This is a genomic window from Pseudodesulfovibrio sp. S3 (assembly GCF_004025585.1).
Lineage (GTDB): Bacteria > Desulfobacterota > Desulfovibrionia > Desulfovibrionales > Desulfovibrionaceae > Pseudodesulfovibrio.
On the sequence record NZ_QTZO01000002.1, the window covers coordinates 164,891 to 181,791 of the forward strand.

Below are 16,901 nucleotides of genomic sequence, written 5' to 3' on the forward strand. Positions count from 1 at the left end.
GATAATGAAATGGCATTTTATTTAAGAAAATCTGTACGGCTTGGGCCAGTAAGATTTAACTTGTCCAAGAGTGGTATTGGCGCATCGGTTGGCGTTAAAGGATTTAGAGTAGGTGTCCGTCCCAATGGGAAAAGCTATCTACATGCAGGCAGACATGGGCTCTATTATCGTCAGGAATTAGGAGGGGGAGATCCTGCTCCAATAAATGATGCCACACCCCCAAGGGAAACAGAAATTGTTCATTCTTCTCATCCTGATGCCGTTCAGTATAATTCTGCAAACTCACAGGAATTGACATCTAAATCAAGAGTGGAACTCATCTCAACCCTTAATGACTCATACAAAGGATTCAGATTTGACTATTTGTGTGGTGGCTTTTTCTTTTTCCTGTCAATTGTTTTATTCAACAATAACAAGACGATCGGAATTACCACAGCAGTCATTGGGGGTTTGGTTACGGCTTCCATGGCGGTCTGGGAGTCTAAAAGACGCACAATCGCAATTGCATATGAATTCGAAGACGATAAAGGAGAGTCTTTCAAGAAACTGATATCTGCTTTCAACAACCTAGCATCAAATACTAATGTCTGGGCCTTGATAGATTCTCGTAATATTAATGATTCTCATGAATCAAAATTGAACGCAGGTGCAAGCAATCTTATCAGCAGATCAGCTGTTCAAGTTGGAGAGGGCAAGCCTCCTTGGGTAAACACAAATATTGATGTGCCTGTAATGAAGGCACGGCAGCAAACATTATACATGTTGCCCGATGGAATCCTTGTTTACGACAGCAAGGGAGTTGGTTTTGTGGAGTACGACGATGTGTCTATTACCGATAACACCACAAAGTTTATTGAAGAGAGCCCGCCGCGTGACGCAAAAGTTGTAGATCATACGTGGAAACATCCAAACAAAAATGGCGGCCCTGATCGAAGATTTAAAGATAATTATGAAATTCCAGTTTGCCTGTATGGAGAGCTGAAAATAAAATCAAATTCAGGGATGTTCTTTTTCTTAATGACATCAAAGCATGACTCTCCGGTGAACTTTAAAAAAGAGTTTTCTAATATGTTTAAATAAAGAGAAGTTGGCCGGCAAACTCCCCATTTATAGGGAGGGGCATTCGTCCACGACCGGGTACGCGAAGAAATGCAAAATTGTATCGAATCAACACCTGTCCCCTATTTCTTGGACGTGCATGGACAGAGGTTGCTGACCCACCGCAGAAGCCGGTTTAAAACATCAAAGCATTGTAGAAAAGGGCTCTGACACGACGTTCATTATTTGGAAAGGCGACATGATATGCTTCACAATTTTCCTGATGCTACTCCAAATGGGCCTTCCGGTTGACTATGTCGGTCCAGTGTTCACCGCCCATAGAATTTCCCTTCAGACCTAACTGATGCCATCAGCAATATCCTGAAAAATGATCCTCCTGTCCCGATGGGCTTAATCCATGGGCTCAAGGGGAAAGGCAAAGAAAAATTTGACTACCTTCTCGATGATGGTTTGCTCGACGCTACATGCAGCATCGGTGTGTTAGACGTGACAGCAGCCATTCACACCCTGTCCCAATTCTTGACCAACCAGTCGTCTTAGCTCTCGACACTCTGCCTCAACTCGACAGTCGCCAGTTATCCCCAAAAGAAGCTGGCTCTCTGATTACTTAACCAGACTGGTCAGCAGCTCAATCTGCCGAGGCAAGCAGATACTCAAATCGTACTTTTCCAAGATGGTCTGGTGGGCGGCCTTTCGGATGTGCTGCAGGTCTGGCGCGTGGCTGAGCGCCTGGATGATATCCTGAGCTATTTTGTTCGGGTCGGTGAATGAGGTCAGGAGGCCATTTTGACCATCCGCAATCACTTCCTGCACCGGCTCGGTGTTTGATCCCACGATGAGGCATCCGCAGCTCATGGCTTCGAGCAGAGACCAGGAGAGGACGAAGGGCCAAGAGAGATAGGCGTGAACTGTGGAGGCCTGGAGCACCTTTTTGTATAGTCCGTATGGCAGCGGATCGACGAAATGGACTCGACTCTCATCCACCTGCACTCTCTTTATCATCTCCTGTTTGTAGGTGCGACCTACCGGCAATTTGGGACTGTAGCAGACGCGGTCTTCACCGACGATAAGCACATGGCAGGTTGGCCTTGCATCGAGAATAACGGGCAAGGCCTGGTAGAACTGGGGGAAGCCTCGATATGGTTCAAGGCCTCGCGCACAGTATGTCAAAAGTTCCGTGCAGCCCGAGAGGTCAACGCCGGGCAGTTGTAGATTCTGGATTGAGACAGATGGGTCGGGTGCGAAATAGCGCGTGTCGATGCCGTCGTGGATTTGATGGATTTTTGAATGGAACTCCGACGGGAATTGGGACTTTTGGAAGGCTGTCGGCGTCACTCCTACATCGCAGGCAACTAAGTCATGCAGAATTGGGGTGTTGCGCATCCTGAGCATGGCCCGCCCCAGATCGTCCTTCTGGTTGGCAAGCCGAGTTTCCGGCCCATCCGGCCTGTAATACCATTCGAAATAGCTCACCATCTGCACATCGGGAAAGGCATCCTTGAGATATAAGGTCTGCCCCCACCCGGAATGGCCCAGGATGATGTCCGGCTTGAATCCTTTGGCTTTGAGTTGGCTGCACAAACTGAGCAAGCCCGAGCCGTGAAGGACAGCTTCCGCTATTCCCCGGTTTAGGGGATGTACATTTTCCGTATCACTTTCCGCAGCCTGAAATACGGCCTTGCGGACACCAAGTATATCCCATTCCAAACGCGGATTCTCGGTGGCGAATACAACCTCATTTTGCGGATCACGCCCGAGATATTCGGCGATATGCCGGAATTGAGCGGGAAAGTTGCAGTGGGTAATGAGTATTCGCATGGTAATGGAAGGCTATTCTCTGCTTGCGGGTGATACTTGAATTGGGCGCAAACATATAAAGTTTTTCCTGCCAACGCAAAGGTTGATATGGCCTTCCCCTGCATGTCCTCAGAGAACTCCTCGAACTGCTCAGGATATCCAACAGGGACGAACACATCCACGTCAGGCCATCTATACACATTCTGCCAAGTCAGCCGCAATTCTCGACGGAATTATCAACAAAATTATGAACGTTATCCACAATATTTAAAATGCAAATATGAAAAAATGCGACAAACACCAAAACAAGCATTAACGCATCGACTATGCATATTAGGGCCTGTTAAAAACTATGAATTATGCCCAAGAAAATAGAATACTAACACTTTGTGTCAGCTTGGATACGATACGGCAGTTTCCGCTATTGCCCGAAAATTAGAGTTGGGTTCCCTCGAACAATTCATATGGTCGGAGTGTAGCCAGTTGAGGCGCAATGCCAATAGAATGCCCACAGGTTGGATAATCGACTGAGGCTATGCCTCGGGAGGTGTAAAACAGGCATGCGGGGAAACATATGTTTTTACCACACATTCTACGTGGTATCTCTAATTGGGCAAACGAGGGCGAAAGAGGAGAGACATGACCAAGTCAATGAATAACAGATTGTTAATTAGTAAGATGTCCTTTTTTCTATCGGGGGCAAAAGAGTGATCATGTTTTTGTTAATGGCCGTTGTCACCATCTGTATATGGGTAATAGTTGGAACAATGTTTGTCTATATAGCCGTGCCAACCATAGCTGTTGCTGCAATAATACTATTTTTTTATGCAAGTCACTACAAGTCATATGCGTACAAATGCAGTGCCATGTTTTTTATCAACCTATTTTTATCGCCACTATATATTGTTCTAGTGTCAATAGTTGCTTCTTTTTTATTGTCATCCACACTCGTATACAACATAGGCTTTGATGTCCAAACTCCTGACGGAATAGTATCCATTGCCAACGAGGTGACAGTGGTAGATAGGATCAACCCTATCAGGAGTCTGAAAAAGTATTACAGCGGGTACTCATCGGTTCAAGGTAACTCCAACTACTTAAAATTAAATAACAACAAAATTCTTATCACTTCCCTGTCTCCCCTCGGGTCAAATACAATATCCTTCCTACAGATTATGCCGAAATGGATTCGGCAAGCTGACGTTCAAATTAAAACTGAAAATGGAATTTTGAAGTATATGATTCCTGCCAACAAAACACCCGTAATGGTGTTTCTTGATGACGTAGGGAATCCACAAACCATAACGATAGTTACACGTGACTCTTTCCCCAAAATCGTTGGGCCGGGATATTCACTAATTGGCGCATGGATAACGTTTGATGATATAGAGTTTAAAAATTCACTCAGTGTTGATGAATTGTGGAATTTGAATAGTGCATCACAAACACAAACTCATCTCACTTTGAAATCACTAGATATACCACAGGATCGTTTTAGCATTCATTGGGAAAGCGCTCCCTCGTTTTTACGTATATAACTAGCAACACGGAGACCTCCATGGCATTCAATGATGTTGTAATGAGAGCTATCCTTGCCCTTGATGCTTATAATCGTGGAACTGATGCGAAGGTAAAAGTCGATGGCTACCAAATTGGTAATGCCGCATTAGGTCTTAACTCAAACAACTATTCATATCCTTCTGGTTTTTTTGCACAATCATATGATTTGAATGGCACAACGATCATATCATATCGCGGCACAGACAGCTTTTTCGACATCTTTAGCGGCTGGCCCACCGGTGTTGGTGATGCAGATACATCTCAAGCAACCTTAGGTATTAAATTCTACAACGAGTTAATTGGCAACAGCGACCCTAGAACAGCAAACGTAGAACTTGTAGGCCACTCGATGGGCGGAGGAGTGGCCGGTTATGTTGCAAGTTTCTATGGGAAAACGGCAACGATTTTTGACAACATGGCATTTGAATCAGCCGTGATAAATGCTCACGCCTATGCCCTAGCGCATTTCAACAACACCCCATACAGAACGGCAGATGAACAATACAGGGATGAAATGTTGTATGATACCATATATGGCAACACTGTACCTTACAATCCGATCTTCGGCAGCTCTAGCTCTATCAGTGCCTATGCCGCAAGTGGCGAAGTCTTAGAACTAAACCGGCTACTCCAAGAAACTCCTGTCACAACGATTGAAGATGACATCTGGGGCCCTCTGGACTCACACGACCAAGCACTTCTCACCATACTTCTCTACGGTGAAAGCGAAGCGGAAGAATGGAAGAGATTTAGAGAGTACCTTACACCCCACTTATTCGACAGCGACATAGCCCAGGCAACCTATGCATCCACAATAGCTAACGGGGGCACTTCTGCAGACGCTGCAATGCGGCATGCAATAGCTTATTCTTCTATAGATGATGGAGCAAAGCCGTTCGGGAAATCAGGGATAAGAGCCCTCTATAATGACGCTTGCGATATTGGTAAAATCATAAATGAAGGCGCTTCCGCCATCATTGACATTTCAAAGGACCCCATTGGCAAAGCGGTTGTTCAATTTGCCGGTCAAATCGCTGTTGCCAAAATATCCGATGATGCGATGGAAGAAGGAATTTTAACTCTCTCTGAGGATGAACAAACACTTATTCTGGATTTATCTGATAATCTTTGGAAAAACAACGTAGAAGGAGCGATACCTAATATTGTTGCTGAAGCGGAGATGAAATCGCAATATTACGCCATGATGGGGAGTAGTCTGGGCCTTCCTGGTGACATTCGCACAGCAATGACTAAACTGTGGGGCAAAGCAGACTCCTCAGTAATCGATAGGCTTGCATATAAAGTCCAGGACGGAAAAATCGATGCGAGGATTGACGAACGAGAATACGCCCCAAGCTCCGAACGACCTGACAGGAAAGTAACTCTTTTTGCTGCCGCCCAGGACCCAGCTCGTGTCTTCGGCCATTCTGGGGATGATCTGCTTTATGGCTCTTCTGGGGATGACACTCTTTACGGACTCGACGGAGATGACCTGCTTCGCGGTGGAGATGGAGATGACGAACTCTATGGTGGTTACGGCAACGACTACCTCATCGGAGGCGCAGGCAATGACACACTGATCGATTTGTCAGGCAACGACACCCTTGACGGAGGTGCTGGCGATGACCTGATAATAGGCCTCGAAGGACTCAGCACCCTCATTGGTGGGGCTGGCAACGACACAATAACAGGCGCAACCGGAAACCTTATCGAAGCCGTCGGTGAAGGCATTGATACGATCTATCACGGCAAGGGGCTTGGCATAAAAGCTGGCAGCGAGGATTATATAAGTATATACGGGCATAAATTGTTTGGCGCCTTTGCTCAAGGAACTGATGTAACTGACTGTAACGTTGCATTCGACTGTTCCGGAGCGATCCGATATATGAAAAATAAAGACAATGAAGTCATTATAGAAAATGTGCTAGGCTGGCAGACATTCCTCCTCAATTACGATGGCGGTCCCGGCATTCCCAACCCTACAGCACATGTGACTGTTGGCCAAATGAAATGGAAAGCTTTCAAGCTTATCGACTATTCTTATGCAGAGATAGGCACCACTATTACCGAATCTGTATGCAAAATATTGGATTTGGGCATTCAGACTTTAACAGGTGAACCTAGCGGCGCAACAGATCCGCTGGTTCTGGATCTCGACGGTGATGGCCTGGAACTTAACGGGCTGGCATTCGGCACATCCCCCTATTTCGATATGGATGGAGACAACTTCGCTGAAAGTACAGGCTGGGTGCGGGGTGACGACGGCCTTCTCGTCCACGACGCAAACGGCGATGGACAGATCAACGACATCTCGGAATTGTTTGGTGATGAGAATACCAGTGGGTTTGATGCCTTGTCATCCTTTGATTCTAACGGCGATATGGTTGTCGACGCATTGGATACGAATTTCAACGCTCTGCAAATATGGCGAGACCTTGATGGCGATGGGGTTACCGACGAAGGAGAACTTTTCTCCTTGTCCGAAGCAGGTGTTCAGTCCATCAGCCTGGAAAACACTGAAAGCGACACCGACAACAACGGCCATACGATTTCCAGCGTCGGCACCTTCACAAGGACCGACGGAACCACGGGTGAAATCTGCAATGTCGATTTTGTAAACAACGATTTTGACACTAAATACCTGGGGGATAGCACTGTCAGTGTAGAAGCAGAGGCCCAACCAGATTTGAAGGGGCAAGGCGTACTGGCGAGTCTGCGGATATCAATGACCCAAGACCCGGATCTACTCTCGACCATCCAAGCCATTTCACAAGCTGCTCCGACGACACTGGAAGGCATACGGCAGATGATCATTCCCGTCCTGCGCGCTTGGGCAGGTGACCACGATTCCGGTGTCAGTTCCATTCCCTATCTTTATACCGTCAATGGAGACAGCTCCATTGAGATTCGAGATATGGCCATATACAACTCCTCCAACGATTCATGGTCCCTACAGAGCGGACGAGATATCGTAGATGGAAACGGAGACATCATAGAGAACCCCACCCTAGCGGATATCCAGGCCATGTCTTTCTCCTGGGAGGATGCAGCCTGGGATACTTTCGCCAGCAGCGACATAGCCTTTCTTGAGCAATATGTGGGCGAAGACCTGCCGATCACACCTGAGAATCTGCTTATGCCAGGCGCTGGAAGTGCCATCGAAGGATATCTGGAACTGCTCTATGATTTTCAGATATCGCTAGGTGTTGCCTTCGCCGTCCAGGGAGGGCTTTCCGACTTCTTTGAAGACATTGTTTATGATGTGGAAAAAGGGCGTTACTCGTCCGTAAACGAATATCAACTCACTCCGCTGTATGAAAATATTCTGAATGCCAGCCCCCAAACTGATGCTGGAGCGGCCACGACATACATAGATAACTGGGTGCCTATTCTGCATATATTTCTTCAGCGCTTTTCTCGAGGCGCGTCGAATCTTGCCAACACGTACAGCTTTCTCTTCAGCAACTTAGTAGGGGCTTACGAAAACGTCGGGCACGGTGTGCTTTCGATCAGTGAGGCCGCATCCGCGTTGACCATACCGCACATTATTGAAGGGACTGGCGAACTCGTCGGCACTAACGAAAACGACATCTTCTACATGGGGCCTGGTGATCAGATCGCCATAGGCGGCCTCGGGCCGGATGCCTATGTCTTCGGTTCCAACTTCGGACATGATATCATTGATGACAGAGAACCGGCACCCGGAGGAGATGATTTCGATGCCATCAGGTTCGCCACCTACAAGTCCGATGAAATCTCCGCAGAGCGGGACGGGAATGATTTAATCCTTACGGTTACGGCAACAGGCGACTCAGTGCGCATAGTCGAGCAATTCCTGCGTAAACGCCCTGGGCTGATGGGCGGATATATAGATGAAGACAGAGGGGTGAATGAAATCGTTTTTGCTGACGGCGTGGTATGGGATAATCTGGAAATGGCCCGTCAAGTCTGCGATCCGCAAGATGGAGACCAAGTATATATAGGCACCCGGAGCACCGATTTTCTGGACGGAGGCGCAGGCAATGACACCCTTTCGGGTAAAGACTCTTTAGATGTGTATAGATTTGGCATCGGGTCAGGCAATGACGTCATCCATGATCAAATGGAATCCCTCCTCCTCCTTGATGAGGATTACATTGAGTTTGGTGAGGGGGTTACCTTTAATGACCTCATTTTTGAAAGAGATGGTGATTCTGATGATTTGCTCATTCGTATTAATGGAACGGATGATAGCCTTACCATCACGGGACAGTTCAATGCGTCGAACACAGAAGTTTTCGGCATGTTCTGGCCTGACCGGATAGAGAATCTCGCTTTTTCCAACGGAACCACCATGCGGTGGTACGAAGTCATGCATGATTTGATTCAAAAAGCAAAAACCGACGGGGATGACGAAATATTTGGCTTCCATTTTCAGGACACCCTGGATGGTGGTGCCGGCAACGACACACTCCATGGCGGCAATGACGGCGACACCTACATTTTCGGACGCGGCTACGGTCAGGATGTGGTCAACGACTACCACAGCGATATCCTGACTGTAACCCCAGACACAGTGCTCTTCAAAGAAGGTATCACCCCCGAAGATATCCACTTGTCGCGAGATGGGGCATCGAGTGATCTGACCATCTCCATTGAAGGGGATGATGGTTCATTGACTATCATCGACCAATTCGATGCAGACGTGATGGGACCATTCGGAACACAGTGGCTTAATCGGATCGAGACATTCAAATTCCAGGACACGGCCGAGACGGTTTGGACGTGGACCGATATTATGGACAAGCTGATCGCTGAATCCTCGACCGATGGCGACGACGAAATTCATGGCTTCCACCGTTCTGATGTCTTGGATGGCGGAGCGGGCAATGACACCCTCATGGGGGGGGATTTAAGCGATATTTACAAGTACGGCATAGGCTCAGGTAATGACCTTATCCGGGATATCATCACAACGATTTTAGCTGAAGATAATGACAGAGTTGAGTTCGGCCCAGGAATCACACTGGCAGACCTTACAGTACATAATGCTGATGAAGGTAATGACTTGGTGATTACAATCAACAGTACCGGCGAAACCCTGACCATTGACGATCAGTTCAAGCTGACAGGCGTGAGTTCAATGGATAACAGAATCGAAGAGTTTCACTTCGACGATGGAACAATCATGTACTCGCATGAATTCGGAAGGCTCACAACAATCGGAACCGCCGGGGATGATATAATCTATGGCTCCAACTGCTATGACACTCTTATTGGTGGCGCTGGTAATGATACACTGATCGGCAAAAGTTATAGCGATATATATATGATTGGTGCTGGCTCAGGTCATGATGTGATTCAGGAAAGCGTTAGAAACATTATTCATCCAGACACCGATATAGTCAAGTTTGGTGAAGGGATTACCCCAGGCGATGTCATAGCCTCTCGTTCTGGCGATAATTTAGTTCTTACCATCAATGGCGCCGATAGTCTGACTGTTGAAGACTGCTTTTTTACGGAGTCTAAAGAGATAGAGGAGTTCCACTTTGAAGATGGGACAATTTGGACCCTCAGCGACGTGCAAGGCATGATTCTCATCGGCACCGACGGTGATGACAGCCTCATCGGCTTCGACGGAAGAAGCGATATCCTTGACGGCGGTCTGGGCAACGACACTCTTAAAGGCGAAGGGGCTGCGGACACGTATGTTTTCAATGTCGGATACGGGCAGGATGTTATCCATGAGAACGCAAGAATCACGGTGGATTCGATTAAGGATAAAGTGCTGTTTGGGGATGGAATAACGGCCGATAACATCGTGCTTTCACGGTCCGACGATGACCTGATTTTTTCGATCGCGGGGACTTCCGATCAACTGACGATACAACAGCAATTTTTCACAGAGGGATATGAGGTGGAAGAATTCCACTTCAGTAATGGGACCATTTGGACCATGGACGATGTGCAGGCTATGCTGCTCGCTGGCACCGACGGGGAGGATACCCTCATCGGCTTCAATGACAGAAGTGACGTTCTGGATGGAGGCCTTGGCAACGATCGGCTTGAAGGCAAAGGATATGCGGATACATATATTTTTGATGTTGGATACGGCCAGGACGTAATAAGAGATTACCCTCAGATCTTGTCTGATACTATTAAGGATAAAGTTGTTTTTGGTGCAGGGGTAACCACAGAGAACATAATACTCTCCCAATCCGACGGAGATTTAATTATCTCAATAGCAGGCACCTCTGACCAACTTACAATCGAAGACACACTGAACAGCAGTGTATACAGAGTGGAAGAGTATCACTTCGCTGATGGGACGGTCTGGACTCTCGATGATGTCGTGACAATTCTGGAGAACACGGTTCCGCCCCTTGTCCCGACCCACGTCGGGACATCTGGAAATGATACCATCAACGGAACATCCGGGGATGACATCATCCAAGGTGGCACGGGCAACGATTACACAACTGGCGGCTATGGGAAAGATCTCTACCTGTTCAATCTGGGTGACGGCCAGGACGTAATCTACGATAGTGGCATGAATGGCGAAGTGGATACCCTTGTCCTAGGTACGGGATTGACTGTCGCCGACGTGATTGTCACCCACTCCACCAGCGATGTCGATGACGTCACGCTGACATTTTCCTCCGAAGATTCAATCCTGCTGGACGAACAGGACTACGGATATGGAAAGGGGATCGATCGGGTGGAGTTTGCCGACGGCACCGTGTGGACAAAGACCGACATAGCCCAAGCGTATTTTACCCAGACGAACACCGCAGGGAATGACTCCATTATTGGCTTCGATCTGCTTGACGACACCATCTATTGCGGTCTCGGCAATGACAGCCTCCGTGGAGGGTATGGTGAAGATACATACGTGTTCAACCTCGGCGACGGCCAGGACGACATTTACGATCACGGTATGAACGGTGAGATGGATACGCTTGTCCTGGGGGCTGGATTGACCGTTGCCGATGTGGTTGTCAGCCATTCCACCAGCGATGTCGATGACGTCACCCTGACCTTTTCTTCCGGTGATTCGATCCTGCTGAACGAACAAGACTACGGCTACGGGACAGGAATCGATCGTGTAGAGTTTGCTGATGGTACGGTGTGGACAAAAACCGACATAACTCAGACGTATCTTACCCAGGCAGCCACATCAGGTAATGACACTATCCTCGGCTTCAGAGGCAACGACACAATCAGCGGGGGCGCGGGGGATGATTACGTCCGAGGTGGATCCGGATCAGACACATACCATTTCAACCTTGGCGATGGTCAGGACAATATCTATGACTACGGTTCTTCTAGCGACAGTGACAGATTGGTATTCGGGGTAGGCATTGCCATAACTGACGTTGCGCTTATTCGCACCACGACCGATACGGATGACCTATTACTCCAACTTTCATCCGGAGACTCAGTACTCTTAAACGAGCAGGACTTCGGCACTACCAGTGGTATTGAACACATCGAGTTTGCTGATGGTACCGACTGGAGTTACGCTGATATCCAATCCGCATACTTTGATCAGGCCGCCACATCGGGGAATGACTATGTCATAGGCTTCAAAGATGCCGATGACATTCGGGGAGGAGCAGGCAATGACACACTGGTTGGAGGGCATGGATCGGACACCTATCATTTCGGCATCGGCGACACCTATGCCCTTATTTACGACAACGGCTCGTCTTCCGAAACAGATGTCCTTGTATTGGGAACAGGGATAGAGACCACTGACGTTGCCGTCACGTGGGACGGTGCCGATGCGGACGACATCATTCTTCAGTTGACGTCAGGAGACACCATTTACCTTGATGAGCAAGACTACCTGAGTTCTTTCGGAATTGAACAGGTCGTGTTCGAAGATGGTACCGTCTGGTCTAAATCCGACCTCGTCTCCATGGCCAATGCGTCCCTGGCTCCCATAATCCTCGATCTGGACGGTGACGGTGTTGAGTTTTCTGCAGACCAGATAGCCTTCGATTTCGACAGTGATGGTCTCCAGGAAACTGGTGGGTGGGCTGCTGCAGACGATGGCTTCCTCGTCCTTGACCGCAACAATGACGGGGTGATCACCTCCGGTGACGAGTTGTCCTTTGTTCAGGACTCAACAAACAGCCTGACAGACTTACAAGGACTGCAAGCGTATGATTCCAACTCAGACGGTTTCCTGACAGCCGAAGACGATGACTATGGAAGATTCCAGATTTGGTCAGACAAGAACCAAAACGGCGTGAGCGAAAGCAATGAACTGTTTGGATTAGCTCAGGCCGGGCTGACCTCTCTCGATTTATCCGGAATTCCGACAGGTCCTTCCACCCTCGAAACGCCCGGAGCGACAGTGCTAAACACGACCAGCATCAACTGGGCTGACGGAAGCACCACCACAGCCGCCGACACTATTCTCAAATTTGACCAGGACATTCTGGAAAATCGGGATACATTAATTCAGAGTCAGCTTCAGCTTCTCGTAAACAGCATGTCATCATTTACTCAAAATGACCCAGGCTCTGTCAACACTCCCTGCATTCTTCCAGATGACGCGACGCCTATGCTCACAGCTGATTGGCAAAGAAGCTAGGCCACAATGACCGAGGAGAAGAATGCCGAAGAAACACACAAGACGAGCCCCGATACGGGGCTCGTCTCCCTTGTCATGCTGGCTCGCTACCACGGGGTGCCCGCAGACCCGGAAGGCATCCGTCACAGATTTGCTCCGCCCAACGGCCTGATGAAAGAATTGGATCTCATCCGGGCTGCCCGCGCGTTGGAGTTAAAAGCCAAAATAATGGAAAGAAATTGCGGGGTACTCGACAAAGTTCCGTTTCCTGCGATGGCCCTAATGAACGATGGATCCTGGGTGATCATTGGTGGGATACGCGAAGAAGAACTCCTCATTCAGAGTCCGCTCAAGAAAGGTGCCGATACAGTTGCTCTTGAGATATTCGAAAAAGATTGGACCGGCAAACTTCTTCTGATCACCAAGCGGTCCCTGCTGCCAGACGCTGTTCGTAAATTCAACATCTCCTGGTTTATTCCTGCCCTACTCAAGTATAAACGGCTCTTTGGCGAAGTGTTGTTGGCTTCCTTTTTTCTACAGGTTTTTGGGCTAGTCACCCCGCTCTTCTTCCAAGTGGTCATTGATAAGGTCCTCGTGCACAAGGGACTGACGACCCTCGATGTCCTGGCAATAGGCTTGCTTGCCATCTTCGGCTTTGAAGTCGTCCTCGGAGGTCTCAGAACATGGCTCTTCTCGCACACAACCTACCGTGTGGACGTCACGCTAGGAGCCAAACTCTTCTCACACCTCATCTCATTACCGATGGCATATTTTAATGCCAGGCGTGTGGGTGACTCTGTTGCACGTGTGCGCGAACTTGAAAATATTCGTCGCTTTCTGACAGGTTCGACTCTTACCATCGTTATTGATCTTTTCTTCACCTTCGTCTTTATTCTGGTGATGTTTTTCTACAGCTGGATGCTAACACTTCTAGTGTTGGCGATTTTGCCGTTCTATGTTGCGCTTTCGGTCTTTGTGACGCCTGTTCTCCGTCGCAGACTTGATGAAAAATTCCAACGTGGTGCGGAATCCCAGGCTTTCCTTGTTGAAACCGTCACCGGCGTTCAGACGCTCAAATCCATGGCTGTCGAACCGCAATTCCAGCGACGGTGGGAAGACTTGCTGGCAGGTTATGTCAACTCAGCCTTCAAGACGGACAACCTCGGCAACTTCGCGGTTCAGGCAACGACTTTTTTGAGTAAGTTGACTACCCTTCTCATTCTCTGGGTAGGAGCGCGAAGTGTCATTGATGGGAACTTAAGCATTGGCCAGCTCATTGCTTTCAACATGATGGCCGGACGTGTCAGCGGACCAATTCTCCGACTCTCAAAGGTTTGGCAGGATTTCCAGCAGGCGGGGGTATCGCTAGAACGACTTGGCGATATCCTGAACAATCCGACCGAACCCGGTTACAACCCAAATCGGTCGACATTGCCTTCCCTCAAGGGAAAAGTGGTTTTCGAACACGTCAGCTTTCGTTACCGCCACGATGGCCCGTTTATTCTGCAAGACATCCAGCTAGGTGTATCCGCAGGAGAAACACTGGGAATTGTGGGACGATCCGGCTCCGGTAAAAGTACGCTGACCAACCTTGTTCAGCGGCTCTATGTCCCCGAGAAAGGACGCGTCCTTATTGACGGCATAGACCTCACTCTGGTAGATACAGCATGGCTGAGACGTCAGGTGGGAGTCGTTCTTCAGGAGAACAAGCTTTTTAACCGTTCCGTTCGCGACAACATTGCTCTGGCTGATCCCGGTGCCCCCATGGAAACCGTAGTTCGAGCAGCCATGCTTGCTGGAGCTCACGAATTCATTCTCGAGCTACCGGAAGGATACGACACCATAATCGGCGAACAAGGTACCGGTCTTTCCGGGGGGCAGCGGCAACGGGTAGCGATTGCCAGGGCCTTGCTCACCAACCCCCGCATACTGATCTTGGATGAAGCCACGTCTGCGCTTGACTACGAGTCAGAACACATAATCCAACAAAATATGTCCGCAATCTGCAAGGACAGGACAGTAATTGTCATCGCGCATCGGCTCTCGACCGTCAAGGGTTGTGACCGCATCGTCGTTGTTGAGAAAGGGCGACTCATTGAGGCTGGTACTCATGAGCAGTTGGCCAAAACCAACGGCTACTATGCCAAATTATGGAGTTATCAATCTAAGGGCTCGGAAGGGGTAGCGTGATGAGCGATTCTCGAATAGCTTCCTTCTTCCGTGGATTGACGGCTAAAGCCTCTGAAAAAGCCAAAGCCTGTCGTCCGTCCACTCCTTCAGACGAAATGGAGTTCCTGCCCGCCTCTCTGGAGGTTGTTGAGACACCACCTTCTCCCATCGGTCGCGCCATTATCTGGTGCATTGTTGCTTTTATCGTCTTTGGAGTGACTTGGGCCTGCCTGGGAAAAACTGATGTCGTGGCAGTGGCGCAAGGGAAGATCATTCCCTCAGGCCGTGTCAAAACCATACAGCCTCTTGAGCGAGGCGTTGTCTCTAAAATCCTTGTTCAGGAAGGGCAGATTGTTCAAAAGGGTGATCTGCTTATTGAGCTGGATACGACATCCAGTGGGGCCGATGTAGATCGACTTGATTCAGAACTGAGGGCGTCATTGCTGGAGAAGGGAAGAATTACCGCATTACTCGCCTGGAATCCGTTGAAAGGAGGTCAGCCGAAGCTGGTTGCCCCGAAAGACGCGGACGAACAGGAGGTGGTGCAAGAACGGATATACTTGGCCCAAGACGCGGAGACTTTGATCTCAAAAATCAGAACCTATGACAATGAATTGCGTCGCCTGACAGCCCAAAAGCAGGCAGCTGGGCACACGGTGGACAAGCTAATAAAAACATTGCCGATTGCGACCAAACTAGCCTCTGCTCGCCGAACGCTTTATGAACAAGACGTTGCCCCGGAGAACGAATGGCTTCAAGCCGAAGCGCAACGCATCGAAGTTGAGCAAAATCTGAAAACGGAACAGCAGGAGTTGGCAGAAGCTCAAGCGGCCATCACGGTAACCGCTGAACAACGCGTTCAAACCCTTTCCGAATACCGTCGAGACCTACTGGAGCGGCGGGCAGAGGTTACAACCAAGATTGAATCTTTGACCCAGGAACTCAAAAAAGCACACCAAGCCAACATGCTCCAGAGTATCACCGCACCTGTTGCTGGCCGTGTGCAACAGCTTGCTGTTCACACCATAGGGGGGGTAGTCACCCCTGCCCAACCGTTGATGATTCTGGTTCCGGAAGACTTCAAGCTTGAGGTCGAGGCAAACATCCTCAACAAGGACATCGGGTTTGTCCATGAAGGCCAACAGGTGGAAATCAAACTCGAGGCCTTCCCATTTACCGAGTATGGGATCATCGACGGCACCCTTCGGCATGTCTCCAGCGATGCCATCCAGACAGATGAAGGCGATCTATTTTATCTGGCCAAAGTCGACATGGGGCAATTTCACATCCTGGTTAACGGCAAGAAGGTCAACCTGAGCCCCGGAATGCGGGCAACGGTAGAAGTAAAGATTCGGGAGAGAAGATTAATCGAGTTCTTCTTATCGCCTTTGATGAAATATACGAGTGAGAGTATGAAGGAGCGGTAAGAATTGGTCGAACTAAGTGGCACTACTTCTCTTCGACGCGCTTCCTTCAATCTCATAAATCAACAGCACGGCGTATGACCATTATTATACCTGCCTCGCATCATGTTTGTAGACTATATTCAACACGCTGTTTTGATCAACGTCCACTTTTGAGCCCCTAAGCATTATCTTTATCACATCCATCCCACTCCTCCGACGAGAACCATAGGCCAATGTAAGATCAAGATGGCAGCCCAAATCACTACTTGACATGTTTTACATAAATCTTTAAATATTTTTTGTAAGACGCTTAATAAAACAAACCGGAGTTCCCCATGAGCACATTTCAG

The 16,901-nt window shown here is 48.7% G+C and carries 6 protein-coding genes; 5 read left to right on the top strand and 1 reads right to left on the bottom strand.

Annotation, left to right across the window (positions count from 1 at the left end; genetic code table 11):
• The first annotated feature begins 9 nt into the window (after positions 1-9).
• Positions 10-1,080 (top strand): DUF4236 domain-containing protein, encoded by a 1,071-nt coding sequence (locus DWB63_RS02645; protein WP_128327260.1) that lies wholly within the window; start codon positions 10-12, stop codon positions 1,078-1,080.
• A 582-nt stretch (positions 1,081-1,662) separates the two neighbouring features.
• Here the strand turns inward: DWB63_RS02645 and DWB63_RS02650 are convergent.
• Positions 1,663-2,877, bottom strand: coding sequence for a glycosyltransferase (locus tag DWB63_RS02650; protein WP_128327261.1), 1,215 nt, complete (start codon positions 2,875-2,877; stop codon positions 1,663-1,665).
• Between the two features lie 704 nt (positions 2,878-3,581).
• On the opposite strand from DWB63_RS02650, the gene DWB63_RS02655 reads away from it, so the two are divergent.
• From DWB63_RS02655 to DWB63_RS02670, 4 genes are read left to right on the top strand one after another with little or no spacing between them, the layout of a single operon-like run.
• Positions 3,582-4,394, top strand: coding sequence for a hypothetical protein (locus DWB63_RS02655; protein WP_164879763.1), 813 nt, complete (start codon positions 3,582-3,584; stop codon positions 4,392-4,394).
• A 20-nt stretch (positions 4,395-4,414) separates the two neighbouring features.
• Positions 4,415-12,997, top strand: coding sequence for a calcium-binding protein (locus tag DWB63_RS02660; protein WP_128327263.1), 8,583 nt, complete (start codon positions 4,415-4,417; stop codon positions 12,995-12,997).
• 6 nt (positions 12,998-13,003) lie between these two features.
• Positions 13,004-15,166, top strand: a complete 2,163-nt coding sequence (locus tag DWB63_RS02665) for a type I secretion system permease/ATPase (RefSeq protein WP_128327264.1) — start codon at positions 13,004-13,006, stop codon at positions 15,164-15,166.
• Complete coding sequence (locus tag DWB63_RS02670) at positions 15,166-16,572, top strand: HlyD family type I secretion periplasmic adaptor subunit (RefSeq protein ID WP_128327265.1); 1,407 nt, start codon at positions 15,166-15,168, stop codon at positions 16,570-16,572. Before DWB63_RS02665 ends, DWB63_RS02670 begins: the two co-directional genes overlap by 1 nt.
• Positions 16,573-16,901 lie beyond the last annotated feature (329 nt).

Bases quoted from the DNA above. Each gene is read 5' to 3' on its own strand.
- DWB63_RS02645 (WP_128327260.1), top strand. From the start codon at position 10: ATGGCATTTTATTTAAGAAAATCTGTACGGCTTGGGCCAGTAAGATTT.
- DWB63_RS02660 (WP_128327263.1), top strand. From the start codon at position 4,415: ATGGCATTCAATGATGTTGTAATGAGAGCTATCCTTGCCCTTGATGCT.
- DWB63_RS02655 (WP_164879763.1), top strand. From the start codon at position 3,582: ATGGCCGTTGTCACCATCTGTATATGGGTAATAGTTGGAACAATGTTT.
- DWB63_RS02670 (WP_128327265.1), top strand. From the start codon at position 15,166: ATGAGCGATTCTCGAATAGCTTCCTTCTTCCGTGGATTGACGGCTAAA.
- DWB63_RS02650 (WP_128327261.1), bottom strand. From the start codon at position 2,877: ATGCGAATACTCATTACCCACTGCAACTTTCCCGCTCAATTCCGGCAT.
- DWB63_RS02665 (WP_128327264.1), top strand. From the start codon at position 13,004: ATGACCGAGGAGAAGAATGCCGAAGAAACACACAAGACGAGCCCCGAT.